Origin of the sequence: Terrirubrum flagellatum (assembly GCF_022059845.1) — a bacterium.
In the GTDB taxonomy this organism is placed as follows: Bacteria; Pseudomonadota; Alphaproteobacteria; order Rhizobiales; family Beijerinckiaceae; genus Terrirubrum; species Terrirubrum flagellatum.
Genome location: NZ_CP091851.1, coordinates 1,973,654 through 1,997,233, shown reverse-complemented (window position 1 = coordinate 1,997,233; position 23,580 = coordinate 1,973,654). Strand labels below are relative to the sequence as shown.

Here is a 23,580-nt window from a genome sequence, read left to right as displayed (position 1 = left end):
CTTGTTACATCAGCGTGACGCCGCCTTTTCGATCAGGCGGTTGCGCGCAATCTCTCAAATCCGGCGGCGAGGTCGGCCTTGAGATCCTCGACGTCCTCAAGGCCGATATGGAAACGGATGTTGGGACCAACCGCATTCCATTTCGTCGCCGTGCGATAGGCCGAGCAGTCGAAGGGCAGCGCGAGACTCTCATAGCCGCCCCATGACGCGCCCATGCCGAAGAGTTCGAGTCCGTCCAGCATCGCCGCGACGCTCTGGGTCGAGGTTGGCTTGAGCGTGATCGCAAACAACGACGACGCGCCGGTGAAATCGCGCTTCCACAGTTTATGGCCGGGATCTTCAGGTAACGCCGGATAGTGCACTGCGGCGACCTCCGACCTTGCCTGCAGCCACTGCGCCATTTCGAGGCCGGCCTTTTCCTGTTCGGCGAGGCGCACGCGGAGCGTGCGGCTGCCGCGCAGCGTGAGAAAGGCGTCTTCCGAGCCGACGAGGACGCCAAGCTGCTCCCATGTCTCTCGCAGCTTTTTGTAGAGCTCCGGCGTGCGCGCCGAAATCGTTCCGATGAGCACGTCGGAATGGCCGGCGAGATATTTCGTGCCGGCCTGGATCGCATAATCGACGCCGAAGGCGTGCGCGTCGAAATAGAGCGGCGTGGCCCAGGTGTTGTCCATCAGCACGACGAGGTCGCGCGCGTGCGCGGCTTCGACGATCGCCGGAATGTCCTGCACCTCGAAAGTCTGCGAGCCCGGCGACTCCGTGAAGATCGCCCTGGTGTTCGCCTTGAACAGTTTCGCGACATCGCCTGCGATCAACGGATCATAATAGCTGCTCTCGATGCCCATGCGCTTCAGCATGCTGTCGCAGAACATGCGCGTCGGCCGATAGACGCTGTCGGGGATGAGCACATGATCGCCCGCGTTCAGGCATGCGAGCAGCGGCAGCGTGCAGGCCATGAGTCCGGTCGGGACGAGCACGCAGCCGGCGCCGCCTTCAAGGCTGTTCACGGCCGTTTCGAGCGCTTCGATCGTCGGGTTGCCGCGCGTGCCGTACATGAAGCGCGCCTTGCGCTGCATGAAGTCCGACATGTTCGGATAAAGAACCGTGGAGCCGCGCACGATCGGCGGATTGACGAAGCCGAAGCTGTCGGACGGATCGCGCCCCGCCAGCACGAGGCGGGTGCGATCGTTGAAACGGGTGAGCTCTTTGGGCGTGTATTTGCGCATAAGTCGGCCTGGCGGGTTGCACAGGCCATCTGGCGGGCGGGCGCACGCCCCGTCAATTGAGCCGGCGACATGGCTGATCCTCTTGACCATCCCGGGGTTCTTGCGTGTTATGGCTCCCATCAACCGCCGGAATGTCGGCGCTGAGCGGGGGCGACCGGCCATGGACAAGATCGGCGCGCCCGAGGGGGAGGACCTACACGCGGCGGCGTGAAATCAGACGCATTCTACGACAGGAGAAGATTTTTCGATGAAACGCATCCTTATTGGCGCCGCGCTTGCCCTCAGCGCGGTCGTCGCGGCGTCGTCAGCCTCCGCGCAGGCGACGCTCAACCAGGTCAAGGCGCGCGGCCAACTGGCTTGCGGCGCCAACACCGGTCTCGCGGGCTTCGGAATGCCCGACGACAAGGGAAACTGGGTCGGCCTCGACGTCGAATATTGCCGCGCCATTGCGGCGGCGATCTTCAATGATCCGACCAAGGTGAAATTCTCGCCGCTCTCCGCCAAGGATCGCTTCACGGCGTTGCAGTCGGGCGAGGTCGACGTGCTTGTGCGCAACACAACCTGGTCGATGTCGCGCGACACCCAGCTCGGATTTAATTTCGGCGCGGTGAATTATTTTGACGGCCAGGGCTTCATGGTGCGCAAGAAGCTCAACGTGTCGTCGGCGATGGAGCTCTCGGGCGCGTCGATCTGCGTGCAGCAGGGCACGACCACCGAACTCAATCTCGCCGATTATTTCCGCGCCAACAAAATGAAATATGAGCCGGTGGTGTTCGCCGCCGCGGACGAGACGGTGAAAGCCTACGACTCCGGCCGCTGCGACGCCTTCACTACTGACGCCTCGGGCCTCTACGCCGAACGCCTGAAGCTCACCAATCCGAACGACCACATCGTGCTGCCCGAGATCATCTCGAAGGAGCCCCTCGGACCGGCGGTTCGCCATGGCGACGACCAGTGGTTCGATCTGGTGAAATGGGTGCATTACGCCATGCTGACCGCCGAGGAGCTCGGCGTCACGAAGGCCAATGTCGACCAGATGCTGAAGTCGGAGAATCCCGAGATCAAGCGGCTGCTTGGCACCGAAGGCAAATATGGCGAGTCGATCGGCCTGACCAACGACTGGGCCTATCGCATCATCAAGCATGTGGGGAACTACGGCGAATCCTTCGACCGGACGGTCGGCTCGGGCTCGGCGCTCAAGATCGCGCGCGGCATCAACGCGCTTTGGTCGAAAGGCGGATTGCAATACGCGCCGCCGATCCGGTGAAGTAGCGAACCGGCCCCGGGCGAGCGGTCGCCCGGGGTCTCTCCGACGGGAGATGGCGCCGGCCTTGCAACGCACGGCCCGTCATCTGGGAAGCGGCGGGGGCCGCGCCAGTCGACCCGGAGGGGAGAACGGGGACCGACATGAGGAGAAAGAACATCGCGGGCTTGGCGGCCTTTGGACTTGCGGCGCTGGTGGGGATGGCGCCGGCCTTCGCGCAGTCGACGCTGGCGCAGGTGAAGCAGCGCGGCGGCCTGAATTGCGGGTCGAGCCAGGGCGTCCCCGGTTTCAGCATTCCCGACGAGAAGGGTTACTGGACCGGCCTCGACGTCAGCTATTGTCGCGCGATTTCCGCGGCGATCTTTAACGATCCGAACAAGGTGAAGTTCGTGCCGCTGACCTCGAAGGACCGCTTTACGGCCGTCCAGTCAGGCGAGGTCGACGTGCTCGTCAGCACCGCGACCTGGACGATGACGCGCGACACGGCGCTCGGCATGAATTTCGGGCCGGTGAATTATTATGATGGCCAGGGCTTCATGGTGCGCAAAAAGCTCGGCGTCGACTCCGCGAAGAAACTCGAGGGAGCGTCAGTCTGCGTCACGCAGGGCACCACGACTGAACTCAACCTCGCCGACTACTTCCGCTCGAACAAAATGAAATACGAGGCGGTGGTGTTTTCCGCGACGGATGAATCGATCAAAGCCTATGATTCCGGCCGCTGCGACGTCTACACGACGGACTCCTCGGGCCTCTATGCGCAGCGTCTCAAGCTGGTGAACGCCGAAGAGCATATAGTGCTGCCCGAAATCATTTCGAAAGAACCGTTGGCGCCGGCGGTCCGTCATGGCGACGATCAGTGGTTCGACCTTGTGAAATGGACCCACTACGCCATGCTGACGGCGGAAGAGCTCGGAGTGAGTAAGGCGAATGTGGACGAGATGCTGAAATCGGAGAATCCCGAGATCAAGCGCCTGCTCGGAACCGAAGGCAAGTTCGGTGAGACTATTGGCCTGACGAACGACTGGGCCTATCGCATCATCAAACAAGTGGGGAATTACGGCGAGGTCTTCGAGGCGAATGTGGGCTCAGGCTCGCGCCTCAAGATCGCGCGGGGAGTCAACGCGCTGTGGAGCAAGGGCGGACTGCAATACGCGCCGCCGATCCGCTGAGCGCCAAGAGAAAGGACGGCGGGCGGTTCGCTCTCCGTCCCTATGTCAGAGCGGGTTGACGCCTGGCCTTCGACGCGCCGCATGATGCGGCGCGGGGTCAGGCGGGCCGGTCTGAGAAGGTTGAAAGGGGAGTCAAATGAAAACAACTGTTATTGCAGGCGCGCTGGCGACCGGGATGGTGGCGCTGGCGTTTTCTGCGCCGGCCTTCGCTCAGGCGACTCTGGCGCAGGTGAAACAACGCGGCGAGTTCAGGTGCGGCATCGGCACCGGCCTCGCGGGCTTCAACGTGCAGAACGACAAGGGCGTTTGGGAAGGCCTCGACGTCGATTTCTGCCGGGCCATTTCGGCGGCGATATTCAATGATCCGCTCAAGGTGAAGTTCATCTCGCTGTCGGCGAAGGATCGTTTCACCGCGCTGCAATCGGGCGAAGTCGACATGCTGGTGCGCAACACCACCTGGACGATGTCGCGCGACACGCAGCTCGGCCTCAACTTCGGTCCGGTCAACTACTATGATGGCCAGGGCTTCATGGTGAAGAAGAAGCTCGGCGTGAATTCGGCGCTGAAGCTCGACGGCGCCTCGGTCTGTGTGCAGCAGGGCACGACGACCGAACTCAATCTCGCCGACTATTTCCGCGCCAACAAGATCAAATACGAATCCGTCGTGTTCGCCGACAACGATGCGACCATCAAGGCTTATGATTCCGGTCGCTGCGACGCCTTCACCACGGACGCGTCCGGCCTCTACGCCGAACGCCTCAAGATGAACAATCCCGACGAGAACATCGTGCTGCCCGAGATCATCTCGAAGGAGCCGCTCGGACCGTCGGTTCGCCATGGCGACGATCAGTGGTTCGACATCATGAAATGGGTCCACTACGCCATGCTGACGGCTGAAGAACTCGGCGTAACGCAGGCCAATGTCGACCAGATGCTGAAGTCCGAGAACCCTGAAATCAAGCGTCTGCTCGGCACTGAAGGCAAGTTCGGCGAGACCGTCGGCCTCACGAACGACTGGGCCTATCGCGTCATCAAACTGGTCGGCAATTACGGCGAGACATTCGAAAAGAATGTCGGTTCGGGCTCGCGCCTGAAGATCGCTCGCGGCATCAACGCGCTCTGGAACAAGGGCGGCCTGCAATACGCCCCTCCAATTCGCTGACGACATAACGCCGGCGGGCGGCGTTTTCGCCGCTCGCCGGTCGATCCAAAAAAGCGAATGAGGGCGGGCATGAGTTTGGCCATCGAAGGCGCGCCGCAGGAAAAAGCGTCGCTGCTATATGACCCGAAGGTGAGGGGAATCGCCTGGCAGGTCATTCTTTTCGTCATTATCGGATTTGTCGTCTACGAAGCCTATTCGAACGCCGTCGAGAATCTTCAGAAGGCGAAGATCGCCTCCGGCTTCGGCTTCTGGGACGTCATCTCTGGGTTCGATATCGGTCAGCATCTGATCGACTACAGCGCGGCGACCGGCACCTATGGCAGGGCCTTCTGGGTCGGCCTTCTCAATACGTTGCTTGTCGCCGTCATTGGCTGCGTGCTCGCGACGTTTCTGGGCTTCACTGTCGGCGTCGCCCGCCTGTCGCACAACTGGGTCGTGGCGAAGATCGCGACGGTCTATGTCGAGCTGATCCGCAATGTGCCGCTGCTGCTGCAACTGCTGATCTGGTATAACGCGGTGCTGAAGCCGCTGCCCAATCCGCGCGACTCCTTCAAGTTTTTCGGCGACAGCTTCGCGCTCAACAATCGCGGCCTCTATGTCCCCGAGCCGACCTTCCTGCCGGCCTTTTCGGCCGTTTCCTGGACGCTTCTCGGCGGCATTCTCGCCTCGATCCTGTTCCGGCTCTGGGCGAAGAAGCAACAGGCGCTGACCGGCCGGCAATATCCGATCGGGCTTGTCGCGCTGGCGCTCATCGTCGTGCTGCCCGGCCTTGTGTTTCTCGTGATGGGACGGCCGGTGGAGTTCTCCTATCCCGCGCTGCAGGGCTTCAACCTGCGCGGCGGCACGCAGATCTATCCCGAATTCGTCGCGCTGCTCGTCGGCCTCGTGACCTATACGGCCGCCTTCATCGCCGAGATCGTGCGTGCTGGCATCCTGTCGGTGAGCAAGGGGCAAACGGAAGCCGCGCATGCGCTCGGCATTCGCAACGGCCCGACGCTCAAGCTGGTGATCATCCCGCAGGCCCTGCGCGTGATCATCCCGCCGCTGACCTCGAATTATCTCAACCTGACGAAGAATTCGTCGCTCGCGGTCGCGATCGGCTATCCCGATCTCGTACAGGTGTTCATGGGCACGGTGCTGAACCAGACCGGTCAGGCCATCGAGGTCATCGCGATCACCATGCTGGTCTATCTCACGATCAGCCTGACGACGGCGACCTTCATGAACTGGTATAATTCGCGCAAGGCGCTGGTGGAGAGGTGAGGCCATGAGCGCAACCATGCCTGCCTCCTCCGTGGGGTATCTTCGCTCCTCGTTCGTCGAACCGTCGCCGGCTCCAACTTCGGAAACCGGCGCGATCGGATGGATGCGCGCGAACCTGTTCTCGTCGGTTGCGAGCACGGTCCTTACCATCCTCGCGATCGCGTTCGTAGTCTGGATCGTTCCCTCGATCCTCAAATTCCTCCTCGTTGATGCGGTCTGGAACGGCGAAGACCGTGAAGCCTGCCTGTCCAAGAACGGCGTGGAGGTCGGCGCCTGCTGGGCTTTCGTGAAGGCGCGCTTTGCCTACTTCATGTACGGCCAATATCCGATCGAGCAGCGCTGGCGCGTCGATCTCACCGGCATTCTCGGCGTCATCGGCGCCGTGTGGATGCTCTGGCCGCGCGTGCCGCAGAAAGGAATCGGCGCGCTTTACTTCTTCGTCTTCCTGCCGATCGCAGCCTTCATCCTTCTCTCAGGCGCCAACTGGCTGGGCCTGCCGACCGTTCCCACCAATCTCTGGGGCGGCCTGTTGGTCACACTGGTGATCTCGACCGTCGGCATCGTCTTTTCGCTGCCGCTCGGGATCGCGCTTGCGCTCGGACGACGCTCGAAGCTGCCGATCGTGAAATTCTTCTCGGTCGTCTTCATCGAGTTCGTGCGCGGCGTACCGCTCATCACGGTGCTGTTCATGGCGAACGTGATGTTGCCGCTCTTCCTTCCCGAAGGCTTCCGGCCGGACAATCTGCTGCGCGTGCTGATCGGCGTCGCGCTGTTCTCCGCCGCCTATATGGCGGAGACGGTGCGCGGCGGTCTGCAGGCGATGCCGAAGGGCCAGTATGAAGGCGCCATGGCGCTAGGGCTCAACTATCCCCAGATGATGTCGCTGATTATCCTGCCGCAGGCGCTGAAGATCGTCATTCCCGGCATCGTCAACACCTTCATCGGGCTGTTCAAGGATACCTCGCTCGTCTCGATCGTCGGCATCTTCGACATGCTGAAGACGGTCGAGGTGAGCCTCGTCGATCCCAAATGGGCGACTCCGGTGTCGCGCGCGTCAGGCTACGCGTTCGCGGCGCTGATCTATTTCATCTTTTGTTTCGGCATGTCGCGCTACTCCATCTGGATGGAGAAGCGGCTGTCGACGGGTCACAAGCGATAAGGGGAGTTCAATGAGCACGGCGCCTGCAGGGCTTCAGCGTAACGAAGCCAAGAATCCGATCGCGGTTGAGATGGTCGGCGTGAACAAATGGTATGGCGACTTCCACGTGCTGCGCGATATCAATCTGACCGTGCAGCGCGGCGAGCGTATCGTCATCTGCGGACCTTCGGGCTCCGGCAAATCGACGATGATTCGCTGCATCAACCGGCTGGAGGAGCATCAGAAGGGACGCATCGTCGTCGACGGCATTGAGCTCACCAATGACCTCAAGCGGATCGATGAGATCCGCCGCGAGGTCGGCATGGTGTTCCAGCACTTCAATCTGTTCCCGCATTTGACGATCCTTGAGAATCTCACGCTCGCTCCGATCTGGGTGAAGAAGATGCCCAAGAAGGAAGCGGAAGAGATTGCGATGCATTATCTCAAGCGCGTCCGCATTCCCGAGCAGGCCGCGAAATATCCGGGCCAGCTCTCGGGCGGGCAGCAGCAGCGCGTCGCCATTGCGCGCTCGCTCTGCATGAATCCGAAGATCATGCTGTTCGACGAGCCGACCTCGGCGCTCGATCCGGAAATGGTCAAGGAAGTGCTTGAGACCATGGTCAGCCTCGCGCAGGAAGGCATGACCATGCTCTGCGTGACGCACGAGATGGGCTTCGCCCGTCAGGTCGCCAACCGCGTTATCTTCATGGATGCGGGCCAGATCGTCGAGATGAACAAGCCCGACGAATTCTTCAAGAATCCGCAGCACGAGCGCACGAAGCTCTTCCTCAGCCAGATTCTGCATTGAGGGTTGCGCGCAGCGATGTTCAGGGCCGCCTTCGGGCGGCCTTTTGTTTTGTCGCATTGACGCGGATTGGCCCGCCTGACAGTCAGGCCGCATGAATTACCTCTATCTCGCGATCGCCATTGTCGCCGAAGTCATCGGCACATCGGCGTTGAGCGCATCGAACGGCTTCACGCGTCTCGCGCCCTCGGCGCTGACGGCGGTCTGCTTCGCGATCGCTTTTTATTTTGTCTCGCTCGCGATGCGTTCCATTCCCGTCGGCGTCGTCTACGCCACATGGTCTGGCGTCGGCATTGTGCTGATCACCGCTGTGGCCTGGGTCTGGTTCAAGCAGATGCTCGACTGGCCGGCCATTGTTGGAATCGCGATGATCGTCGCCGGCGTCGTCATCGTGAACGCGTTCTCGAACCTGTCGGCTCACTAGTTCTTCGCGCAAGGGGCTTCGTCATGTCGCTACGTCTCGCCCTCGGCGGCTTCATGCATGAAAGCCATTCCTTCGCGCCGCATCCGGCCGACTATGAAGCGTTCCTGACGCCGGCCGGATTTCCCCCGCTCAGCGCCGGCGCTGAAATGCTTGGCGCGCTCGAGGGAACTTCAGTGGCGGCCGCCGGCATGCTGGCGCGGGCGAGGGCGGCGGGCGACGAGATCGTGCCGTTGATCTGGTGCTTCGCCTCGCCTTCCGGACCGGTCACTGATCGCGCCTTTGAGATGATCGCCGGCGAGATGCTGTCGCGCCTCGCGCGCGCCCATCGCGAGAAGCCGTTCGACGGCGTGCTGATCGAACTGCATGGCGCAATGGTCACGCCGCAATTCCCGGACGCGGAAGGCGAGCTTCTGCGCCGCGTCCGCGCGACCGTTGGCGACAATGTTCCCGTCGTCGCTTCGCTCGATCCGCATGTGAATCTCACCGCCCTGATGGTCGAGGCGAGCGATGCGCTGACGCCCTATCGCACCTATCCCCATGTCGACATGCGCGAGACAGGCGAGCGCGCTTACGATCTCCTCATGCGTCGGCGGGCGCTGGGGCGTCCTTTCGCCAAAGCGTTCCGGGCGATCGACTATCTCACGCCGATCACGTCCCAATGCACGCTGGTTGAACCGATGAAGGGGCTGATGGCGGAGCGCGCGCGGCTTGGCCTGCGCAACGACATCGCCGAACTCGCGCTCGCCTTCGGATTTCCTTACGCGGACTTTGAAGGCTGCAGCCCCGCGCTCGCCTGCTATGGCGACGACCAGTCCTCGGTCGACGCGACCATCGATGCTTTGAAGGCCGCCTATGACGCCAATGAACCCGCCTTCGCCGGCGGCGTCGCCTCAGCCGCCGAGGGCGTGGCGCGCGCCATCCGGATCGCCGCGACGGCGACGAAGCCCGTGGTGCTGGCCGACACTCAGGACAATCCGGGCGGCGGCGGCCATGGCGACACGACGGGCTTACTGGCCGAACTGATTGCTCAGGGCGCGAGCGGCGTCGCCTTCGGTCTCATCAATGATCCGGAGTCGGCTGTGGCCTGTCACGCCGCGGGCGAGGGCGCGCGCCTCAGGCTGGCGCTGGGCGGCCGGTCGGTCCCGCCTCCGCTCGACGTCGAAGTAAATGTCATCCGGCTGTCTGACGGCCGCTACGTCAATCAGGGGCCGATGACGAAAGGCAACAGGTCGGACCTCGGCCCGACGGCGCTCGTGGAGGTCGCGCCCGGCCTGCTCGTGGTCGTCGTGTCGCGCAAGACGCAGGCCTATGACCGGATGCTGTTTCGCCATCTCGGCGTGGAGCCGGAGGCGCAGAAGATCGTCGCGCTGAAATCGAGCGTGCATTTCCGCGCCGATTTCGAGCCAATCGCGGCTGAAGTGATCGTTGTGGCCGCGCCGGGGCCGGTGATCGCCGATCCCTCAGGGCTTCCATTTACGCGGCTCAGGGCCGGCGTCAGGCTGAAACCCCGCAAGCCCGCATGATTGGGGTCTCGGGGAAAACACGTAACGGGCGGTGAAAGCCGCGTTTTCGCTGTGAAACCTACAACCGGTTAAGATTTCCGCCGTAACATGACGCATCCGCAGATTGCAGGCGTCGCGTTTCATGCAGTTGATCGAAGAATTGTCCAAGCTGTCGGATGAGACGTCGTCGGATCGTCGCCGGGAGCTGCTTCGCAAGGTCACGGACCTTTTCCTTTCAAACAACAATTACGCCGAGCAGCAGGTCGGTTTCTTCAACGACATCATGACCATGGTCGCCGACAGCGTGACAACCGAGGTCCGGGCTGAGTTCGCCGACCGCATCGCTGATCGTAGCGATGCGCCCCTGTCGCTCATCGAAAGACTCGCCAGCGACGACCTCCAGGTCGCGTCGCCTATTCTGCGCCGCTCTCCAGTGCTGACTGACGACAAGCTGGCCGCGATCGCTTCGACCTCTTCTCAGGACCATCTGCTCGCCATTTCAAACCGTCAGCAGATATCAGAGATCATCACCGACGTGCTGGTGCGACGCGGCGACCAGCGCGTCGTCCGCAACGTGGCGGGCAATCAGGGCGCGCGCTTTTCGCAAACCGGTTTCGGCGAACTGGTGCGCAAGGCGGAAGGCGATCAGGAATTGCAGATGCGGCTCGTCGCCCGCCAGGATCTGCCGGCGGAGACGGTCGAAAAGCTGCTGCCGCAGCTCTCGGAACAGCTCGTCGTGAAGCTCGCCGAGGCAGGCTACGACAAGGACGGCAGGCTGCCCGCCGCCATCCTGCGCAAGGTGCGTCAGAAACTCCATGACGCCATGGTGTTCCGGGACGAGGAGCGCCGGAAACTCGACGCGATGGTCGATCTGATGAAGACCGGCGCCGTGAAGTTGCCCGATCTGGTGCAGGACCTCGCGACCGAAGATCGTATCCACGATCTCGCCTATGTCCTGTCGCGCGTCTCGGGGCTTGATCTCTCGCTCTGCGGTTCGGCGCTTTTCAATCCGCCTCACGAGCCGGTCGTGCTGCTGCTTCGCTCGCAGTTCCTGCCTTGGCCGGCTTTCGCAGCGGTTTCAGCGATGCGGGCGCGGAAGCTGGGCGACGTCTATCGCGACGACCCGCGGCTCGAATATATCTACAACGATCTGAAGCCGAGCGACGCGCAGCGCTCATTGCGCTTCATCAAGATTTCGAGCTCCGTCGGCAGCGCCGCGCCGCCTGTGAGCGGTGCGGCGACGGCGGCCTAACCTTTTTCGACAGGGCAGTCCTCGCGCGCGCCCCACTCGGCCCAGGAGCCGTCATAGAGCGCGCGGGCGGGCTTGCCGATTTCCTCCAGCGCCAGCGAGAGGATCGCAGCGGAGACGCCTGAGCCGCAACTGGTGACGATAGGCTTCGTCACGTCGACGCCCGCTTCGGCGAAAGCTTTCTCGATCGCCGCTCCGTCTTTCAGCCGTCCATCCGCAAGCAAACGCGCGAAGGGGAGGCTGTACGCTCCCGGCATGTGCCCGGCGCGCACGCTAGGCCGCGGCTCCGGGGCTTCGCCGCGGAAACGATCGGCCGGCCTCGCATCCACCACCTGTGCGTCGCCAGCGAGCGCGCGTTTCACGTCGCCGAGATCGGCGACGGCCGTATGATCCTGGCGCACAGTGAAGCGGCGGGCCGCGCGCGTGACTTCGCCCTGTTCCAGCGGTCGCGCTTCCGCGACCCAGCGCGGCAGTCCGCCATCGAGGATTACGGCATCCTGCGCGCCGAACGTCCTGAACATCCAGCGCACGCGTGGCGCAGAGAACAGGCCGGCTCCGTCATAGACGACGATGCGCATGCCATCGCCGATGCCGAGCGCGCCGACGGCGCGGGCGAAATCTTCCGCCGAAGGCATCATGTGCGGCAGTGAGGAAGACGCATCGCGAATGGCGTCGATATCGAAGCGCACGGCCCCGGGAATATGCCCGGCCAGATAATCAGCCGCCGGGTCGCGATTCATCGCGGGCAGATACCAGGAGCCGTCGACGATGACGATATCGGGCGCATCGAGGCGCGCCGCGAGCCAATCCGTGCTCACCAACGCCGAGCTGGAGATCATTTCTGTTTCCTTTGTTACGCCGGCGATGCGTCAACTTCGCCGAAACGGGGCCTTGTGCGCTCCCGCACTTAGACCTTCTGCGGCGGCGGCGACAAGGCGCTCACAGGAGAGCGCAATGAACACGCAAGCAGCAACCATGTTTCCGGCCTTTGTTTTCACGACCTGGATCGCGGCCTTCGCCTGGGTGGTGATCCGCTTCGTCTGATTTTTGAAAGACCGCGAGGCGCGGCTTATTCCGCCAGCGCGATCCTGACGCGGCGGTTCTGTTTTCCCTTCTTCTCGATTTCCGTCACCCTGATTGGGCCGATCTCGCCGACCCGCTTCACATGGGTTCCGCCGCAAGGCTGCAGATCAAGTCCGACAATCTCGACCAGCCTGACTTTCCCCAATCCCATCGGCGGCTTGACCGACATGGTCTTTACGAGCCCGGGATTGGCGATCAGTTGTTCATCCGTGATCCAGCGCTCGCGCACCTCGACGTCGGATGCGATCGCTTCGTTGACCTTCGCGGCGATGGCGTCCTTGTCGAGGCCGGCGTCGGGAATGTCGAAATCGAGCCGCCCGTCGCCATCGGCGATCGCGCCGCCGGTCACGGGATAGGGCAGGGCGACGGTCAGCAGATGCAGCGCCGTGTGGATGCGCATGCGCTTGTAGCGGACACCCCAATCGAGTTTCAGCGTGACCTTCTCGCCGGGCGCCGGCGCAGTCGCGCCAGCCGCAGGAACATGCGCCACTGTCTTGCGGTCGGGCTCATAGACCGCGGTTGCGATCGCAATCTCGGATCCGTCAGCGCGAATAAGCGCGCCGACATCGCCGGGCTGGCCGCCGCCTGTCGCGTAGAAAGGCGTGCGGTCGACGATGACGCCGCCCTTGTCATTGATGGCGAGCACGGTCGCCGCCGCCTCTCTGAGATAGGCGTCGGCGCGGAAAAGCAATTCGGTCATGGAGTAGGGACGAGATCGGGTTGCAGGCTCGGCGCGCCATCGATCCAGCCGGGAACCGGCAGATTCTTCGAGCGCAAGAAGTCAGGATTGAACAGCTTCGACGCGTAGCGCGTGCCGTAATCGCAGAGGATCGTCACGATCGTGTGGCCGGGGCCGAGATGCTTCGCGAGCCGGATCGCGCCCGCGACATTCACGCCGGACGAAGCGCCGAGGCACAGGCCCTCATGTTGCAGCAGGTCGAACACAGTCTGCACGGCTTCAGCGTCGGGAATCTGGAACGCGATATCGACGGGCGCGTCGACGAGATTGGCGGTGATCCGTCCCTGCCCGATGCCTTCGGTGATCGATGAGCCCTCGGACTTCAGCGTTCCCGTCGTGTAGTAGCTGTAGAGCGCCGCGCCCGGAGGATCGGCGAGCCCGATAGAGACTTTCGGGTTCTTCGCCTTCAGCGCCATGCCCGCGCCAGCCAGCGTGCCGCCTGAGCCGACCGCGCAGATGAAGCCGTCAATCTTGCCCTCGGTCTGCCGCCAGATCTCCGGACCTGTCGTCTCGATATGGGCCTGCCGGTTCGCGACATTGTCGAACTGGTTGGCGAAGATCGCTCCGGCCGGATGCTCCTTGCCGAGCCGCTCCGCCATGCGAGCCGCGACCTTGATGTAGTTGTTCGGGTTGGCGTACGGCGCGGCGGGCACCTGCACCAGCTCGGCGCCAAGCAGGCGCAGCGCGTCCTTCTTCTCCTCGGACTGGGTCTGCGGGATCACGATCACCGATTTGTAGCCCAGCGCCGCGCCGACCAGCGAAAGGCCGATGCCGGTATTCCCGGCGGTGCCTTCGACGATCATGCCGCCGGGTTTCAGAAGGCCGCGCCGCTCCGCGTCCTGCACGATGAACAGCGCCGCGCGGTCCTTCACCGACTGGCCGGGATTCATGAACTCGGCCTTGCCGAGGATCGTGCAGCCGGTCTCCTCCGACGCCTTTTTCAGCTTGATGAGCGGCGTATCGCCGATGACGTCGAGAACGGAGGAGGCGTACGGCATGAGAGCGACTTTGCGTGAGTGGCGGACCATAGAAGGCGTTGCGGGCGACTCCAAGACCGAAGCCGGTTCTGGCCTGCATGCTGCTAGGAGATGGGCGGGCTTGTCGAATCGAGCGCAAGGCCAGCCGCCGCGGTGATGATGGCGCGCCGGTCATGCTCGTCGGCGAGATCGATCCGGATGCGTAGGCCGTCGACGAGACTCGCGCGCAGACGAACGCGTGGGCTCGTTGCGATCCGTCCGCGCTCATCCAACTGCCGAAGCCGCTGGCGGGACAGGGAAAGCTCCAGCGCCAGCACCCTGTCGAGGCGAAGCGCGACCGGCTGCGGCGACGAGAGCGCGATCTCGACATGGTCGGCGCCAAGCGCATCACCGCTCACAAGCCGTTTCGTTGTTCGCGCTTCCTGCATCGACTCGATCCGCGTACGCCCGAGATCGTTCACGTCGAACGCGATCCGGCGCGCGAGGTGGGCGTCGTTCACCTGCAGGGCCGCGAGAAGAGCGCGATCGATCTCATTGATCTTACGGCGTTCGAAGATCGATCGGTTCCAGGCGTTGTCGCAATGGGAGCAGCGATAGATCAGCCAGGCGTCGAGTCGCTTGCCATTGGCGTTGAGGCGGAAAAGGCCGCTGCTTCCAAAGGGCCTTGCGGCTTTGCATCGGCTGCAGTTGCGGATGGGTTGAGGTTCGCAAACTGGATCGATCGTCCAGGCGACAAAGACGGTGGCCGACATGCCGGTCCGAGCTTCCTCTTGGGAAGTTCGTCACGGCGACAGATCGAGCAGCCCGGATGGGCGCGGTGTGGCGCGGAAATGCGGAAGGAGATGAGGCGCGTCGATGACGATCCAGCCAGGCCATACCGGTCTCGAACCGCCGCCATGAGAACGCGCAATCAAAATCGGCGGGCGCGGAACGCGCCGCCGCGCGGGCGACTTGAAGAGACCGGCGTTTACTTGGGCACGAAGCGATGTCCCGACTGCGGACGCGTCCCTAGCGGAACCTGGCAAGTTTGGCGAGCGCTCAATGCGACGCGTTGCGACCGCTGGCCATTCCGAATGGGAGTTTCTATATCATCCGCAGGGAATATCCGTCCGCGGGCCTTGAACCCGAATCGATGGAGGCTGGAATGAGCGCTGCGCCGCGCAAGAAAATGCAGGTGATGAGTTTGACCGAAGCCGCTGCGACGCGGGTGCGGGATATCATCGCGAATGCTTCCGACCCCGTGCTCGGCGTCCGCGTCGGCGTCAAGAACGGCGGCTGCGCCGGGATGTCCTACACGATGGAATACGCCAAGGACTCCAAGCCCTTCGAGGATGTTCTTGAAGATAAAGGCGTCAAGATTTTCATCGATCCCAAGGCGATCCTCTTCCTGCTCGGGACCGAGATGGATGTGAAGGAGGACAAATTCTCCTCCGGCTTCGTCTTCAACAATCCGAACCAGACTTCGGCCTGCGGCTGCGGCGAATCGGTGGCGATCACGCCTGCGGCGCCCGAGAGGCTTGAGGAGGCGGCGGGCGTCTGAACGCGCCGCGCGGGCGATTAAACAGCGCTTGCGATTTTCTGCTTCGGCAGATCGTCTTCCGACACGATGCGGTCGCGGCCGAGCATCTTCGCGGTGGCGAGACAGCGGTCGGCGCGGTCGATCAGGGTCTCGACCGTGTCCCGTTTGGTCGCGATGGCGACGCCGCCTGATACCGTGACCCGTCCGAGCGATTCATTGGTGCTGCGCTTGATCAGATCGCGTCCGCGCAGATCGGTGCGGATGACCTCTGCGAGACGCATGATCTGGAACAGCTCCTGCTCGGGCAGCAGGATCACGATTTCCTCGCCGCCGTAACGCGCCGCTGTCGCGCGCGGGGGAAGATGCTTGGCGATCGTCGATGCGACGAGGCGCAGCACCTTGTCGCCGGTGAGATGTCCATGGCGATCGTTGAAGCGCTTGAAGTGATCGATGTCGATCATCATCAAGCCGAGGTCCTGCGAGCGCCGCTTCACATTGGCGAGCTGTTGTACGATCAGCGCGTCGAAATGCCTGCGGTTCGGCAGTTTTGTCAATTCGTCCGTGAGCGACTGCTGCTTTACTTCGGCAAGCGTCGCGTGCAGCGACGCGACTTCAGCGCGTGTCGCATTGAGATTAAGGCTCAGCGCCTCATTGTCGACGATGGTCTGTCGCGTAATGTCGGAGAGCTGGCTGACCATTTTCTGCAGCGTCTTCTGATCGACGTCGTCGGCCAGACGCGCCGACATCTGCTTCAGCATCTGGCTATAGCGGGCGGCGCCGCCGGTCGCGAGCTCGACCGCCTCGAGAATGCGATCGACTTCCTTGATCAGCGCGGCGCTGAGTTGTTGCGGCTTCTCGTCGACAGGCGTGTCGAGATAGGTCCGCGCCAGAAAGTCGACATCGTCGTGATTGAGCGACCCTTTTTGCGCGATGAATTCGTCGATCGCAGCGCAAAGCGCAGGGTCAGCCTTGCGCACATAGCTTTGCCAGACGGAGAAAGCGCTTGCATTGGCGGGCGACTGATAGCGAGCGATCAGGTCGAGCGCCTTGCGCGCATCGTCCAGTTCCCGCTCGTCGTCCTCATGGTCTGCGCTCATGAGGCCCCCCCGCCCGTCGCCAGCGCTGGCTTGAAATTCACACAACCGAATGGGTGAAAATTATCAACTTCCCGTAAATTTCTCTTAAATATGGCGCGACGTTTCAGCCGCTCCGCCGCACGGGCCGCAGCAGGAAACTCGGCACATGATCGCCCATGCCAACCACGCGCGCGTCGCTAGCGTCGTGATCGTGCGATCGGCGGGGCTCGTGCTCTTCGGCGTAACGCGGCGGGCGCGGGGCGGGAGCGGCCTGCTGCGGCCGTCCGGCGGCGCGACGGTGGTGATCAGCCGGCTCCTTGCGTGCTTCGCCTGAATCTCGACGATCGCGGCCCGAGGGCTTGCGTCCGGCTTCGTGGCGTCCGCCGTGGCGCCGGTCGCCGCGGTCCTCGCGGCTGCGGCGCGGCGCGTCCTCGACCGGCTCGCCCGTCCATTCGATCTTCTGTCCGATCAGCTTCTCGATGGCGGCGAGCGATTTGTCATCGATCGGGGTGACGATGGTCACGGACGAACCCTGTCGTCCGGCGCGACCCGTGCGGCCGATACGATGGACATAATCCTCGGCGTGGTGGGGCGTGTCGTAGTTGAAGACGTGGCTGACGTCGGGGATGTCGAGGCCGCGGGCCGCGACGTCGGAAGCGACAAGCAGCTTGGCCTCGCCGTTCTTGAAGGAATCCAACGCCGCGAGGCGCGCCCGCTGATCCATATCTCCGTGAAGGGCGACCGCCTCGAACCCGTATTTGAGCAACGAACGATGGAGAACGCCAACTTCCTTCTTGCGATTGCAGAAGATGATCGCGTTCTTCAGGCCTTCGGCGTTCTTGATCAGGCCGCGCAGGACTTCACGCTTTTCGTAATCTTTTCCGCCGGATGCGACGAGACTCTGAGTGATCGTCTGAGCTGTTGAGGCTGGTCGCGACACTTCCACGCGCACGGGATTGTGCAGAAACGCCTCGGTGAGGCGGGTGATCTCGGGCGGCATTGTCGCCGAGAAGAACAGGGTCTGCCGCGTGAAGGGCACGAGTTTGCAGATGCGCTCGATGTCGGGGATGAAGCCCATGTCGAGCATGCGATCGGCTTCATCGATCACGAGCACCTCGATGCCGGTGAGGAGTAGCTTGCCGCGCTCGAAATGATCGAGCAGGCGGCCGGGCGTGGCGATCAGCACATCGACGCCGCGGGTGATCTTGGCGTCCTGATCGCCGAACGAGACGCCGCCGATCAGGAGGGCGACGCTAAGCTTATGGTTGACGCCATATTTGGCGAAACTGTCCTCGACCTGGGCGGCGAGCTCGCGGGTTGGTTCGAGGATCAGGGTGCGCGGCATGCGGGCGCGGGCGCGGCCCGATTCCAGCAAACTGAGCATCGGGAGGGTGAAGGCTGCAGTCTTTCCCGTGCCTGTCTGCGCGATTCCGAGGACGTCCCGCTTCTGCATCACATGGGGGATGGCCTGCGCCTGGATGGGGGTAGGCTGAACATAGCCAGCGCCCTCGACGGCCTTCAGCACGCGTTCGCTGAGGCCAAGCTCCGAAAATGTCATTGAGTCTCCGGCTTGAGGTGAGTTACGATCCGTAACGCTCCCGGCCTTCCGGGAGACGATGATGCGGACCGGCTCTGGCCCGCCGAACGGTCAAGAATCTGGCGGTTCATCCGCCTATGGTCCTCTTTGACGGCAGCCGCCCGAAAAAGCAATAGTTTGCGGCGCCGCAGGGATAGCGTTTCCGTGACATGGCTGACGAACCTCTTCTTTTAATCCCCGGACTTGGCGAGACCTCCGAGCTGTTTTCGCCGCTGAGACCCATCCTGATGAGCAGGGGGATGTGCTTCTTCGCGCAAACCGGCCGCTATCCCGATCTGCGCATGGAAGCAGGCGCCATTCTGGCCGAAGCGCCGCCGAAATTCGCGCTTCTCGGCCATTCCATGGGCGGCTATCTCGCTTTGGAGATCATGCGCCGCGCGCCCGAGCGGGTGACGCGCCTCGCTCTGATCAGCACCCGCGCGAGCGGCGACACGCCTGAGCAGCGTGAGCGTCGCGAGCTTCTCATCGGCATGGCCGAAGGCGACAAACTCAACGAGATCTTCGCTCTTCTGTGGCCGGCCTATGTCCATTCCGAACGGTTGGAGGACGAGCCGCTCAGGAATGTGGTTCTGCAGATGCTGCTGGCGACGGGCTCGTCAGGATTCGCCGCACAGCAGCGCGCGATCCTCAGCCGCATCAATTACTGGGGCGTGCTGCCGTCGATTCGCGTGCCGACATCGGTCATTGTCGGAGCGGACGATCTGGTCACGCCGCCCGATCAATCGCGAGCCATAAGCAAGACCATCCCGGGCTCGGATCTGACAGTCATCCGCGACTGCGGACATCTTGCTCCGCTCGAGCGGCCTATGCAGGTCAGCAGCGCGCTTGAGAGATGGCTCTCTTAGACAGCCGAATCTTGCGCCCGGCTTGCGGCGATCAGCGCTTGTCGGGAACCGCGCAAGGATCGAGGCGCACGCTCTGACTGCGGATCGAGCCTGTCGTCGTCATGTCGACGCCCGCTCTCGCGGCGCGGACCGAGCCGTCTCGCTGCGAAATCGACTCGGCGAGCATTTCCAGCACGCGCTTTTCGCTGTCGAGTCCGTTTGCGAGAAAATATGCGCAAGTCACCGAGAACACGCTCGTGATCGCGACCGCCTTGGCCGCCGTCTTCAGCATCTCGCCTGACGTGTCGCCGGCGAAACGGGTAATGAGCGTCCGCAACATGTGAATCGGTCCCCAGTGCCGCCATGTTGCGGCGGCAGGGTAAACACTTGGTTGCAGACCGGCGGCGCGCTCTGGCCTGAAAATACGGCGAAGCTTCATGGACAAAGCTTCATTCGACATTCACATGCGACGGTCGAAAAGTGACGCAAAGCAAAGCTTCGGGGGAAGCGCGTGATGTTGGCGCGACTCCTTTGCGCAAGCTGCGCTCCAACTGACTGGAACTGATCCCATTTCGCGCGCTCATGCCCATGTTGAGGCGCGATGCGATCGGACCGCCGAGAATTAAGGAGTCTCAGCATGACAAGCGAGATCAACCCGGCCCCCGCGCCGTCTCCAAATCGCAGCCGCCTGCGCACGGTTGCGTTCGCCGCCGGCCTTCTTCTTGTCGGCGGCGTGGTCGGCGCGGGCGTTGTGCAGGCGCAGATGGGCTCCGATGACTGGCGCGGCCCGCGCTGGGGCGATCAGGGCGGCTGGCGCGATTTCGGGCCTCGGGGCTGGGGCGGCGGCCCCATGGGGCCAATGGGGCCGCGCATGGGCGGAAACCCGAGACTCGAGCGTTTCGCGCGCTTCTGCGGCGCAGACACCGCGCGCTTCCATCCTGTCGTGCGCGCTTACGCCAAGGCCGATCTCAGACTGACGGATGCGCAGGCGAAGGAGTTCGACACGCTTGCCGATCAGGTGCTGCCGGCGCTTGAAGATGTAAAGCGCGAGGCCTGCACGAATTTCTCGCAGATGAGCGACAAGGCGCCGGAAAAGCTCGCGCAATTGTCATCGGTGCTGCGCAAGGCGGCCGATGCGACTGACAAGGCGGTCGAGCCGGCGCGCAAATTCTACGCCTCTCTCGATCCGACGCAGCAGGCGAGGGTGGATGAACTCGCGGCGCGTCGCGGCGGGCCGCGCTGGCGCTAAACGATCATCATAACAACAACATCAATGCGGCGGCTGATTCTGTGACGCAGAGTCAGTCGCCGTTTTTATCTCGCGCGATCGCGCTTCATCATGCGTTGATGCGCTTTCACATCAACATGCGCGGCGAAAGTTTCTCGCGGCGATGCAGATGATGTGAAGTCTGAGCTTTCGTCGCCGGCCAAGATGATCTAGCATCTTGCTTCGAGGCGACAGAACGCGGGGCTCGAGCGAAAGCTTGGCCCCGCGTTCACTTTCTTCACCGTGCTCGAAGAATCGATATCATCCGCCGCCATGCATCCGGATGGACAATATCCGAATGGATGACGGCGGCTGTTGACGTTCAGCTGCCGATGCAGGTCGCCGCGGTCTTCGGGCTGCAGACGTCGAGGCCGGTGTAGGTGGGATCGGCGACGGATTTTCCTTCCTTGAGATCCTTCAGGAAGAACATCGTCTTGTAACCCATCTCGAACGGACGTTGTCCGACCTGTCCACGCGACAGCCCTTCCTTCATCAGATCCATTTGGACCGGCAGCGTGTCAGCGACGACAAGCGCAAGCGAGCCGTCAGCGATCTTCGCCTTGTATTTGTTGGCGACATTTCTGTAGGCTTGCGGGACAAACTGCGGGAATCCTCCTGTCGGCACGAACGCGTCGAGATTCGGATTCTTGCCGAGGATGTCTTCGAGCTGCTGCACCGCGCGCGGGAAATCGTCATCGGTGTAGAGTGGGCATCCCGCCGCTTCCGTCCAGCCATTCTGTCCTGTGAGCTTGTCGCCCGGCGCCGACGCGCTCTTCTTGCCCGAGAGCGTGTCGCGAATGCCCTGCATGCGCTCATTGTGATTGGCGGCCGCGGCGCCGCCCGACTGGATGCAGATCGTTCCGCCTTTCGGCTTGATCTCCATCACCTGCTTCGCGAGATTGACGCCGATGTCGTAATTCTTCGTGCCGACATAGGCGACGCGCAGCGCCTTGTCCTTGTCGAGCAGATCGGAGTCCCACGTCAGCACAGGAATGCCGGCGGCCTTCGCACGGTCGAGCGAACGCGCCATGGCGGCTGCGTTCGATGGCGAGACCGCAATGCCGTCGACTTTCTTCGCGATCAGGTCGTTGACGATCTGCACTTGCTCGTCGCCGCCGCCATGTTCGCCGGGCCCTATATACATGCACTCGATCCCACCGTTCGATTCTTTCTCAGCCTTCTTGCAGCCGTCGCGCGCCTGATCGAAGAAGGGATTGTTCATGTTCTTTGGCACCAGCGCGAAGGTGTATTTCTTCGCCTGCGCCGCCGCTCCACATACGCCTGCGGCTGTTGCGACCGCGATGACGGCCGCGCTCATTGCGAATTTCAGCATGGCTTCCTCCTGATGTTGACGGGCCGGGTTGCTCCCTAATCCCGTTTTCTTCCGCGAACTTTCTCCAGAAGAACCGCAAGCACGATGAAGGCGCCGACGAAGGCGCCTTGCCAGTTGGCGTCGACGCCGGCCATCAGCAGGCTGTTGCGAATGACCTCGATCAGCGCCGAGCCGATGAAGGCGCCGACCGCGGTTCCTGCGCCGCCCATGAGATTCGCGCCGCCGATCACGGTCGCCGCGATGACGCGCAATTCGTAACCCGTGCCGAGCGCATTGATCGCCGAGCCCTGCCATCCCAGGATCATCAGCGATGCGACCGCCGCCGCAAGCGCGCAGACGACGTAGGCTTCGAGCTTGATGCGATTGACGGGCACGCCGGTCAGCCGCGCCGCGCTCTCATTGCCGCCAATGGCGAAGATGTAGCGGCCCCAGGCGGTGAAGTTGAGCACCCAGCCGGTGACGGCGGTCAGGATGACCAGCAGCCAGACCGGATTGGCGACGCCGAGAATCTGACCGCCGCCGATCGCATAGACGGTGTTCGAGTCCGGCCCGAAATCATAGATCATCTTGTTTTCGGAGAGCACGATCGCGAGCGAACGCGCAATCGACAGCATGCCGAGCGTGACCACGAAGGGCGATAAGCCGACATAGGCGATGAGCGCGCCGTTCACGAGCCCGCACAGCAATCCCGTGAGAAGCCCGGCGCCGAAGGCGAGAATCCAGGAATGGCCCGCCTGCAGCACGAGGCCGGCGACGATCGCGACGACGCCCATCACCGAGCCGACCGAAAGATCGATGCCTCCGGTGATGATCACCACGGTCATGCCCAACGCCATGATGCCGACGAAGGCGAAATTGCGCGTGATGTTGTAGAGGTTTTCCGTCGTCGCGAAGGCGTGTGGCTGAAGGAACGTCATCACGACGCAGATCGCGAGCAGAGCGAGCGCGACCCAGAAGGCCTGCGATGCGAGAATACGTTGAATCGCACTCTGTTCTTTCAATCCGGTGACGTCGCTGATCGCGGCGATGGCGGCTTCATGCTGCACGGATCGCTCCCGTGATCAGGCCAGTGATCTCTTCCGGCGTCGTGTCTGCGATGCGCTTGTCCGCCACCTTCGAGCCGCGCCTCAGCACGATGACGCGATCGCACACCTCGAACACGTCGGGCATGCGATGGCTGATCAGCACGACCGCGATGCCGCGGCTCTTCAACCTCCGGATCAGTTCGAGCACCTCATGCACCTGCCTGACGCTGATCGCGGCGGTGGGCTCATCCATCAGCACGATCTTGGGATTGGAAAGTCGCGTGCGCGCGATCGCCACCGCCTGCCTCTGTCCGCCCGACATGCGCCTGACGAGATCGCGCGGCCGCGTCTCCGATTTCAATTCGGCGAAGAGCTCCGCCGCCTTCGCATACATCGCGCCATAGTCGAGCACGGTGAAAGGCCCGAAGCCTTTCTTCAATTCACGGCCGAGAAAGACGTTCGCCGCAGCGGTGAGATTGTCGCACAGAGCGAGATCCTGATAGACGACCTCGATGCCAGCGCGTCTGGCGTCGACCGGCCGATGGAAGTGCGACGCCTGTCCGTCGACGCGGATTTCGCCGTCCGTCGGAAGAAAATTCCCCGCGATCAGGCGCACGATCGTTGATTTGCCGGCGCCATTGTCGCCCATCAGCCCGACCGCTTCGCCGGGCTCGAACTGCATATGCACATCGGTGACGGCCTTGATCGCGCCGAAGCTTTTCGACACGCCATGGAGTTCGAGCAACGCCATGCTCGTTCGCCTCCCGTCTGTTTCCTCATTCGTCGTCCGGTCGCCGCATGCGCGGTCGCCGATCGCTCGATTGGCAGGGATTAAGTCCGGTTTACCGGAAAATGGCAAGCCTGCGGGATGGCGACAAAATGAGCGCTCAATTTGCGCGCTCAGGGCGCGCGACCGGAACTCGCAGACAGCGATGCAGTTG

The 23,580-nt window shown here is 62.8% G+C and carries 23 protein-coding genes; 12 read left to right on the top strand and 11 right to left on the bottom strand.

Annotated elements, in window-relative coordinates:
• Positions 1-32 precede the first annotated feature (32 nt).
• Entirely contained in the window at positions 33-1,223 is a 1,191-nt protein-coding gene (gene metC, locus L8F45_RS09720) for a cystathionine beta-lyase (protein ID WP_342362670.1), read from the bottom strand.
• A gap of 247 nt (positions 1,224-1,470) precedes the next feature.
• On the opposite strand from metC, the gene L8F45_RS09715 reads away from it, so the two are divergent.
• From L8F45_RS09715 to L8F45_RS09675, 9 genes are all read left to right on the top strand, one after another.
• The gene (locus tag L8F45_RS09715) at positions 1,471-2,490 is read left to right on the top strand and encodes an amino acid ABC transporter substrate-binding protein (RefSeq protein ID WP_342362669.1); all 1,020 of its coding nucleotides are present in this window, start codon (positions 1,471-1,473) and stop codon (positions 2,488-2,490) included.
• Positions 2,491-2,687: 197 nt separating this feature from the next.
• Positions 2,688-3,656, top strand: coding sequence for an amino acid ABC transporter substrate-binding protein (locus tag L8F45_RS09710; RefSeq protein WP_342363408.1), 969 nt, complete (start codon positions 2,688-2,690; stop codon positions 3,654-3,656).
• Positions 3,657-3,792: 136 nt separating this feature from the next.
• Complete coding sequence (locus tag L8F45_RS09705; protein ID WP_425329996.1) at positions 3,793-4,818, top strand: amino acid ABC transporter substrate-binding protein; 1,026 nt, start codon at positions 3,793-3,795, stop codon at positions 4,816-4,818.
• Positions 4,819-4,887: 69 nt separating this feature from the next.
• On the top strand, positions 4,888-6,081 hold the full coding sequence (locus L8F45_RS09700; protein WP_342362668.1) for an amino acid ABC transporter permease: 1,194 nt from the start codon (positions 4,888-4,890) through the stop codon (positions 6,079-6,081).
• Between the two features lie 16 nt (positions 6,082-6,097).
• Positions 6,098-7,240 carry an amino acid ABC transporter permease gene (locus L8F45_RS09695; RefSeq protein ID WP_342362667.1) on the top strand — a complete coding sequence of 381 codons (1,143 nt, stop codon included), beginning with the start codon at positions 6,098-6,100 and terminating at the stop codon, positions 7,238-7,240.
• Between the two features lie 70 nt (positions 7,241-7,310).
• A complete protein-coding gene (locus L8F45_RS09690; RefSeq protein WP_425330020.1) occupies positions 7,311-8,027 on the top strand; it encodes an amino acid ABC transporter ATP-binding protein in 717 nt (238 codons plus the stop codon).
• A gap of 91 nt (positions 8,028-8,118) precedes the next feature.
• Positions 8,119-8,448, top strand: coding sequence for a DMT family transporter (locus tag L8F45_RS09685; protein WP_342362665.1), 330 nt, complete (start codon positions 8,119-8,121; stop codon positions 8,446-8,448).
• Positions 8,449-8,471: 23 nt separating this feature from the next.
• A complete protein-coding gene (locus L8F45_RS09680) occupies positions 8,472-9,971 on the top strand; it encodes a M81 family metallopeptidase (RefSeq protein ID WP_342362664.1) in 1,500 nt (499 codons plus the stop codon).
• A gap of 121 nt (positions 9,972-10,092) precedes the next feature.
• Positions 10,093-11,202, top strand: coding sequence for a DUF2336 domain-containing protein (locus L8F45_RS09675; protein WP_342362663.1), 1,110 nt, complete (start codon positions 10,093-10,095; stop codon positions 11,200-11,202).
• Here the strand turns inward: L8F45_RS09675 and sseA are convergent.
• From sseA to L8F45_RS09655, 4 genes are all read right to left on the bottom strand, one after another.
• On the bottom strand, positions 11,199-12,038 hold the full coding sequence (gene sseA, locus L8F45_RS09670; protein WP_425329995.1) for a 3-mercaptopyruvate sulfurtransferase: 840 nt from the start codon (positions 12,036-12,038) through the stop codon (positions 11,199-11,201). The two genes, L8F45_RS09675 and sseA, sit on opposite strands and share 4 nt — an antisense overlap.
• A 230-nt stretch (positions 12,039-12,268) precedes the next feature.
• A complete protein-coding gene (locus L8F45_RS09665; protein ID WP_342362662.1) occupies positions 12,269-12,982 on the bottom strand; it encodes an alanyl-tRNA editing protein in 714 nt (237 codons plus the stop codon).
• Positions 12,979-14,019, bottom strand: a complete 1,041-nt coding sequence (locus tag L8F45_RS09660) for a cysteine synthase A (protein ID WP_342362661.1) — start codon at positions 14,017-14,019, stop codon at positions 12,979-12,981. Before L8F45_RS09660 ends, L8F45_RS09665 begins: the two co-directional genes overlap by 4 nt.
• Before the next feature lie 83 nt (positions 14,020-14,102).
• On the bottom strand, positions 14,103-14,750 hold the full coding sequence (locus L8F45_RS09655; protein ID WP_342362660.1) for a DUF1062 domain-containing protein: 648 nt from the start codon (positions 14,748-14,750) through the stop codon (positions 14,103-14,105).
• 392 nt (positions 14,751-15,142) lie between these two features.
• Here L8F45_RS09655 and L8F45_RS09650 point away from each other — a divergent pair, with 392 nt between their 5' ends.
• Entirely contained in the window at positions 15,143-15,538 is a 396-nt protein-coding gene (locus L8F45_RS09650; RefSeq protein WP_342362659.1) for a HesB/IscA family protein, read from the top strand.
• Positions 15,539-15,555: 17 nt separating this feature from the next.
• Here L8F45_RS09650 and L8F45_RS09645 read toward each other — a convergent pair whose 3' ends face one another.
• Together L8F45_RS09645 and L8F45_RS09640 are read right to left on the bottom strand one after the other, a co-directional pair.
• Positions 15,556-16,614: a GGDEF domain-containing protein gene (locus tag L8F45_RS09645; protein ID WP_342362658.1), complete on the bottom strand. Its 1,059-nt coding sequence runs from the start codon at positions 16,612-16,614 to the stop codon at positions 15,556-15,558.
• A gap of 103 nt (positions 16,615-16,717) precedes the next feature.
• Positions 16,718-18,151, bottom strand: coding sequence for a DEAD/DEAH box helicase (locus tag L8F45_RS09640; RefSeq protein WP_342362657.1), 1,434 nt, complete (start codon positions 18,149-18,151; stop codon positions 16,718-16,720).
• Between the two features lie 266 nt (positions 18,152-18,417).
• Between L8F45_RS09640 and L8F45_RS09635 the strand changes: the two genes are divergently transcribed.
• Complete coding sequence (locus L8F45_RS09635; protein WP_342362656.1) at positions 18,418-19,035, top strand: alpha/beta fold hydrolase; 618 nt, start codon at positions 18,418-18,420, stop codon at positions 19,033-19,035.
• A gap of 31 nt (positions 19,036-19,066) precedes the next feature.
• Here L8F45_RS09635 and L8F45_RS09630 read toward each other — a convergent pair whose 3' ends face one another.
• Positions 19,067-19,354, bottom strand: coding sequence for a hypothetical protein (locus L8F45_RS09630; RefSeq protein WP_342362655.1), 288 nt, complete (start codon positions 19,352-19,354; stop codon positions 19,067-19,069).
• 297 nt (positions 19,355-19,651) lie between these two features.
• Between L8F45_RS09630 and L8F45_RS09625 the strand changes: the two genes are divergently transcribed.
• Entirely contained in the window at positions 19,652-20,263 is a 612-nt protein-coding gene (locus L8F45_RS09625; RefSeq protein ID WP_342362654.1) for a Spy/CpxP family protein refolding chaperone, read from the top strand.
• Positions 20,264-20,603: 340 nt separating this feature from the next.
• Here L8F45_RS09625 and L8F45_RS09620 read toward each other — a convergent pair whose 3' ends face one another.
• Genes L8F45_RS09620 through L8F45_RS09610 form a run of 3 tightly spaced genes read right to left on the bottom strand, consistent with a single transcriptional unit; the run spans position 20,604 to position 23,390 of the window.
• Positions 20,604-21,614, bottom strand: coding sequence for a sugar-binding protein (locus tag L8F45_RS09620; protein ID WP_342362653.1), 1,011 nt, complete (start codon positions 21,612-21,614; stop codon positions 20,604-20,606).
• Between the two features lie 35 nt (positions 21,615-21,649).
• A complete protein-coding gene (locus tag L8F45_RS09615; protein ID WP_342362652.1) occupies positions 21,650-22,660 on the bottom strand; it encodes an ABC transporter permease in 1,011 nt (336 codons plus the stop codon).
• Positions 22,650-23,390 carry an ATP-binding cassette domain-containing protein gene (locus L8F45_RS09610; protein ID WP_342362651.1) on the bottom strand — a complete coding sequence of 247 codons (741 nt, stop codon included), beginning with the start codon at positions 23,388-23,390 and terminating at the stop codon, positions 22,650-22,652. Before L8F45_RS09610 ends, L8F45_RS09615 begins: the two co-directional genes overlap by 11 nt.
• Positions 23,391-23,580 lie beyond the last annotated feature (190 nt).

What these genes read in the sequence shown, in the direction of transcription:
- metC (WP_342362670.1), bottom strand. Translation starts at nt 1,223, where the DNA reads ATGCGCAAATACACGCCCAAAGAGCTCACCCGTTTCAACGATCGCACC.
- L8F45_RS09715 (WP_342362669.1), top strand. Translation starts at nt 1,471, where the DNA reads ATGAAACGCATCCTTATTGGCGCCGCGCTTGCCCTCAGCGCGGTCGTC.
- L8F45_RS09710 (WP_342363408.1), top strand. Translation starts at nt 2,688, where the DNA reads ATGGCGCCGGCCTTCGCGCAGTCGACGCTGGCGCAGGTGAAGCAGCGC.
- L8F45_RS09705 (WP_425329996.1), top strand. Translation starts at nt 3,793, where the DNA reads ATGAAAACAACTGTTATTGCAGGCGCGCTGGCGACCGGGATGGTGGCG.
- L8F45_RS09700 (WP_342362668.1), top strand. Translation starts at nt 4,888, where the DNA reads ATGAGTTTGGCCATCGAAGGCGCGCCGCAGGAAAAAGCGTCGCTGCTA.
- L8F45_RS09695 (WP_342362667.1), top strand. Translation starts at nt 6,098, where the DNA reads ATGCCTGCCTCCTCCGTGGGGTATCTTCGCTCCTCGTTCGTCGAACCG.
- L8F45_RS09690 (WP_425330020.1), top strand. Translation starts at nt 7,311, where the DNA reads ATGGTCGGCGTGAACAAATGGTATGGCGACTTCCACGTGCTGCGCGAT.
- L8F45_RS09685 (WP_342362665.1), top strand. Translation starts at nt 8,119, where the DNA reads ATGAATTACCTCTATCTCGCGATCGCCATTGTCGCCGAAGTCATCGGC.
- L8F45_RS09680 (WP_342362664.1), top strand. Translation starts at nt 8,472, where the DNA reads ATGTCGCTACGTCTCGCCCTCGGCGGCTTCATGCATGAAAGCCATTCC.
- L8F45_RS09675 (WP_342362663.1), top strand. Translation starts at nt 10,093, where the DNA reads ATGCAGTTGATCGAAGAATTGTCCAAGCTGTCGGATGAGACGTCGTCG.
- sseA (WP_425329995.1), bottom strand. Translation starts at nt 12,038, where the DNA reads ATGATCTCCAGCTCGGCGTTGGTGAGCACGGATTGGCTCGCGGCGCGC.
- L8F45_RS09665 (WP_342362662.1), bottom strand. Translation starts at nt 12,982, where the DNA reads ATGACCGAATTGCTTTTCCGCGCCGACGCCTATCTCAGAGAGGCGGCG.
- L8F45_RS09660 (WP_342362661.1), bottom strand. Translation starts at nt 14,019, where the DNA reads ATGCCGTACGCCTCCTCCGTTCTCGACGTCATCGGCGATACGCCGCTC.
- L8F45_RS09655 (WP_342362660.1), bottom strand. Translation starts at nt 14,750, where the DNA reads ATGTCGGCCACCGTCTTTGTCGCCTGGACGATCGATCCAGTTTGCGAA.
- L8F45_RS09650 (WP_342362659.1), top strand. Translation starts at nt 15,143, where the DNA reads ATGAGCGCTGCGCCGCGCAAGAAAATGCAGGTGATGAGTTTGACCGAA.
- L8F45_RS09645 (WP_342362658.1), bottom strand. Translation starts at nt 16,614, where the DNA reads ATGAGCGCAGACCATGAGGACGACGAGCGGGAACTGGACGATGCGCGC.
- L8F45_RS09640 (WP_342362657.1), bottom strand. Translation starts at nt 18,151, where the DNA reads ATGACATTTTCGGAGCTTGGCCTCAGCGAACGCGTGCTGAAGGCCGTC.
- L8F45_RS09635 (WP_342362656.1), top strand. Translation starts at nt 18,418, where the DNA reads ATGAGCAGGGGGATGTGCTTCTTCGCGCAAACCGGCCGCTATCCCGAT.
- L8F45_RS09630 (WP_342362655.1), bottom strand. Translation starts at nt 19,354, where the DNA reads ATGTTGCGGACGCTCATTACCCGTTTCGCCGGCGACACGTCAGGCGAG.
- L8F45_RS09625 (WP_342362654.1), top strand. Translation starts at nt 19,652, where the DNA reads ATGACAAGCGAGATCAACCCGGCCCCCGCGCCGTCTCCAAATCGCAGC.
- L8F45_RS09620 (WP_342362653.1), bottom strand. Translation starts at nt 21,614, where the DNA reads ATGCTGAAATTCGCAATGAGCGCGGCCGTCATCGCGGTCGCAACAGCC.
- L8F45_RS09610 (WP_342362651.1), bottom strand. Translation starts at nt 23,390, where the DNA reads ATGGCGTTGCTCGAACTCCATGGCGTGTCGAAAAGCTTCGGCGCGATC.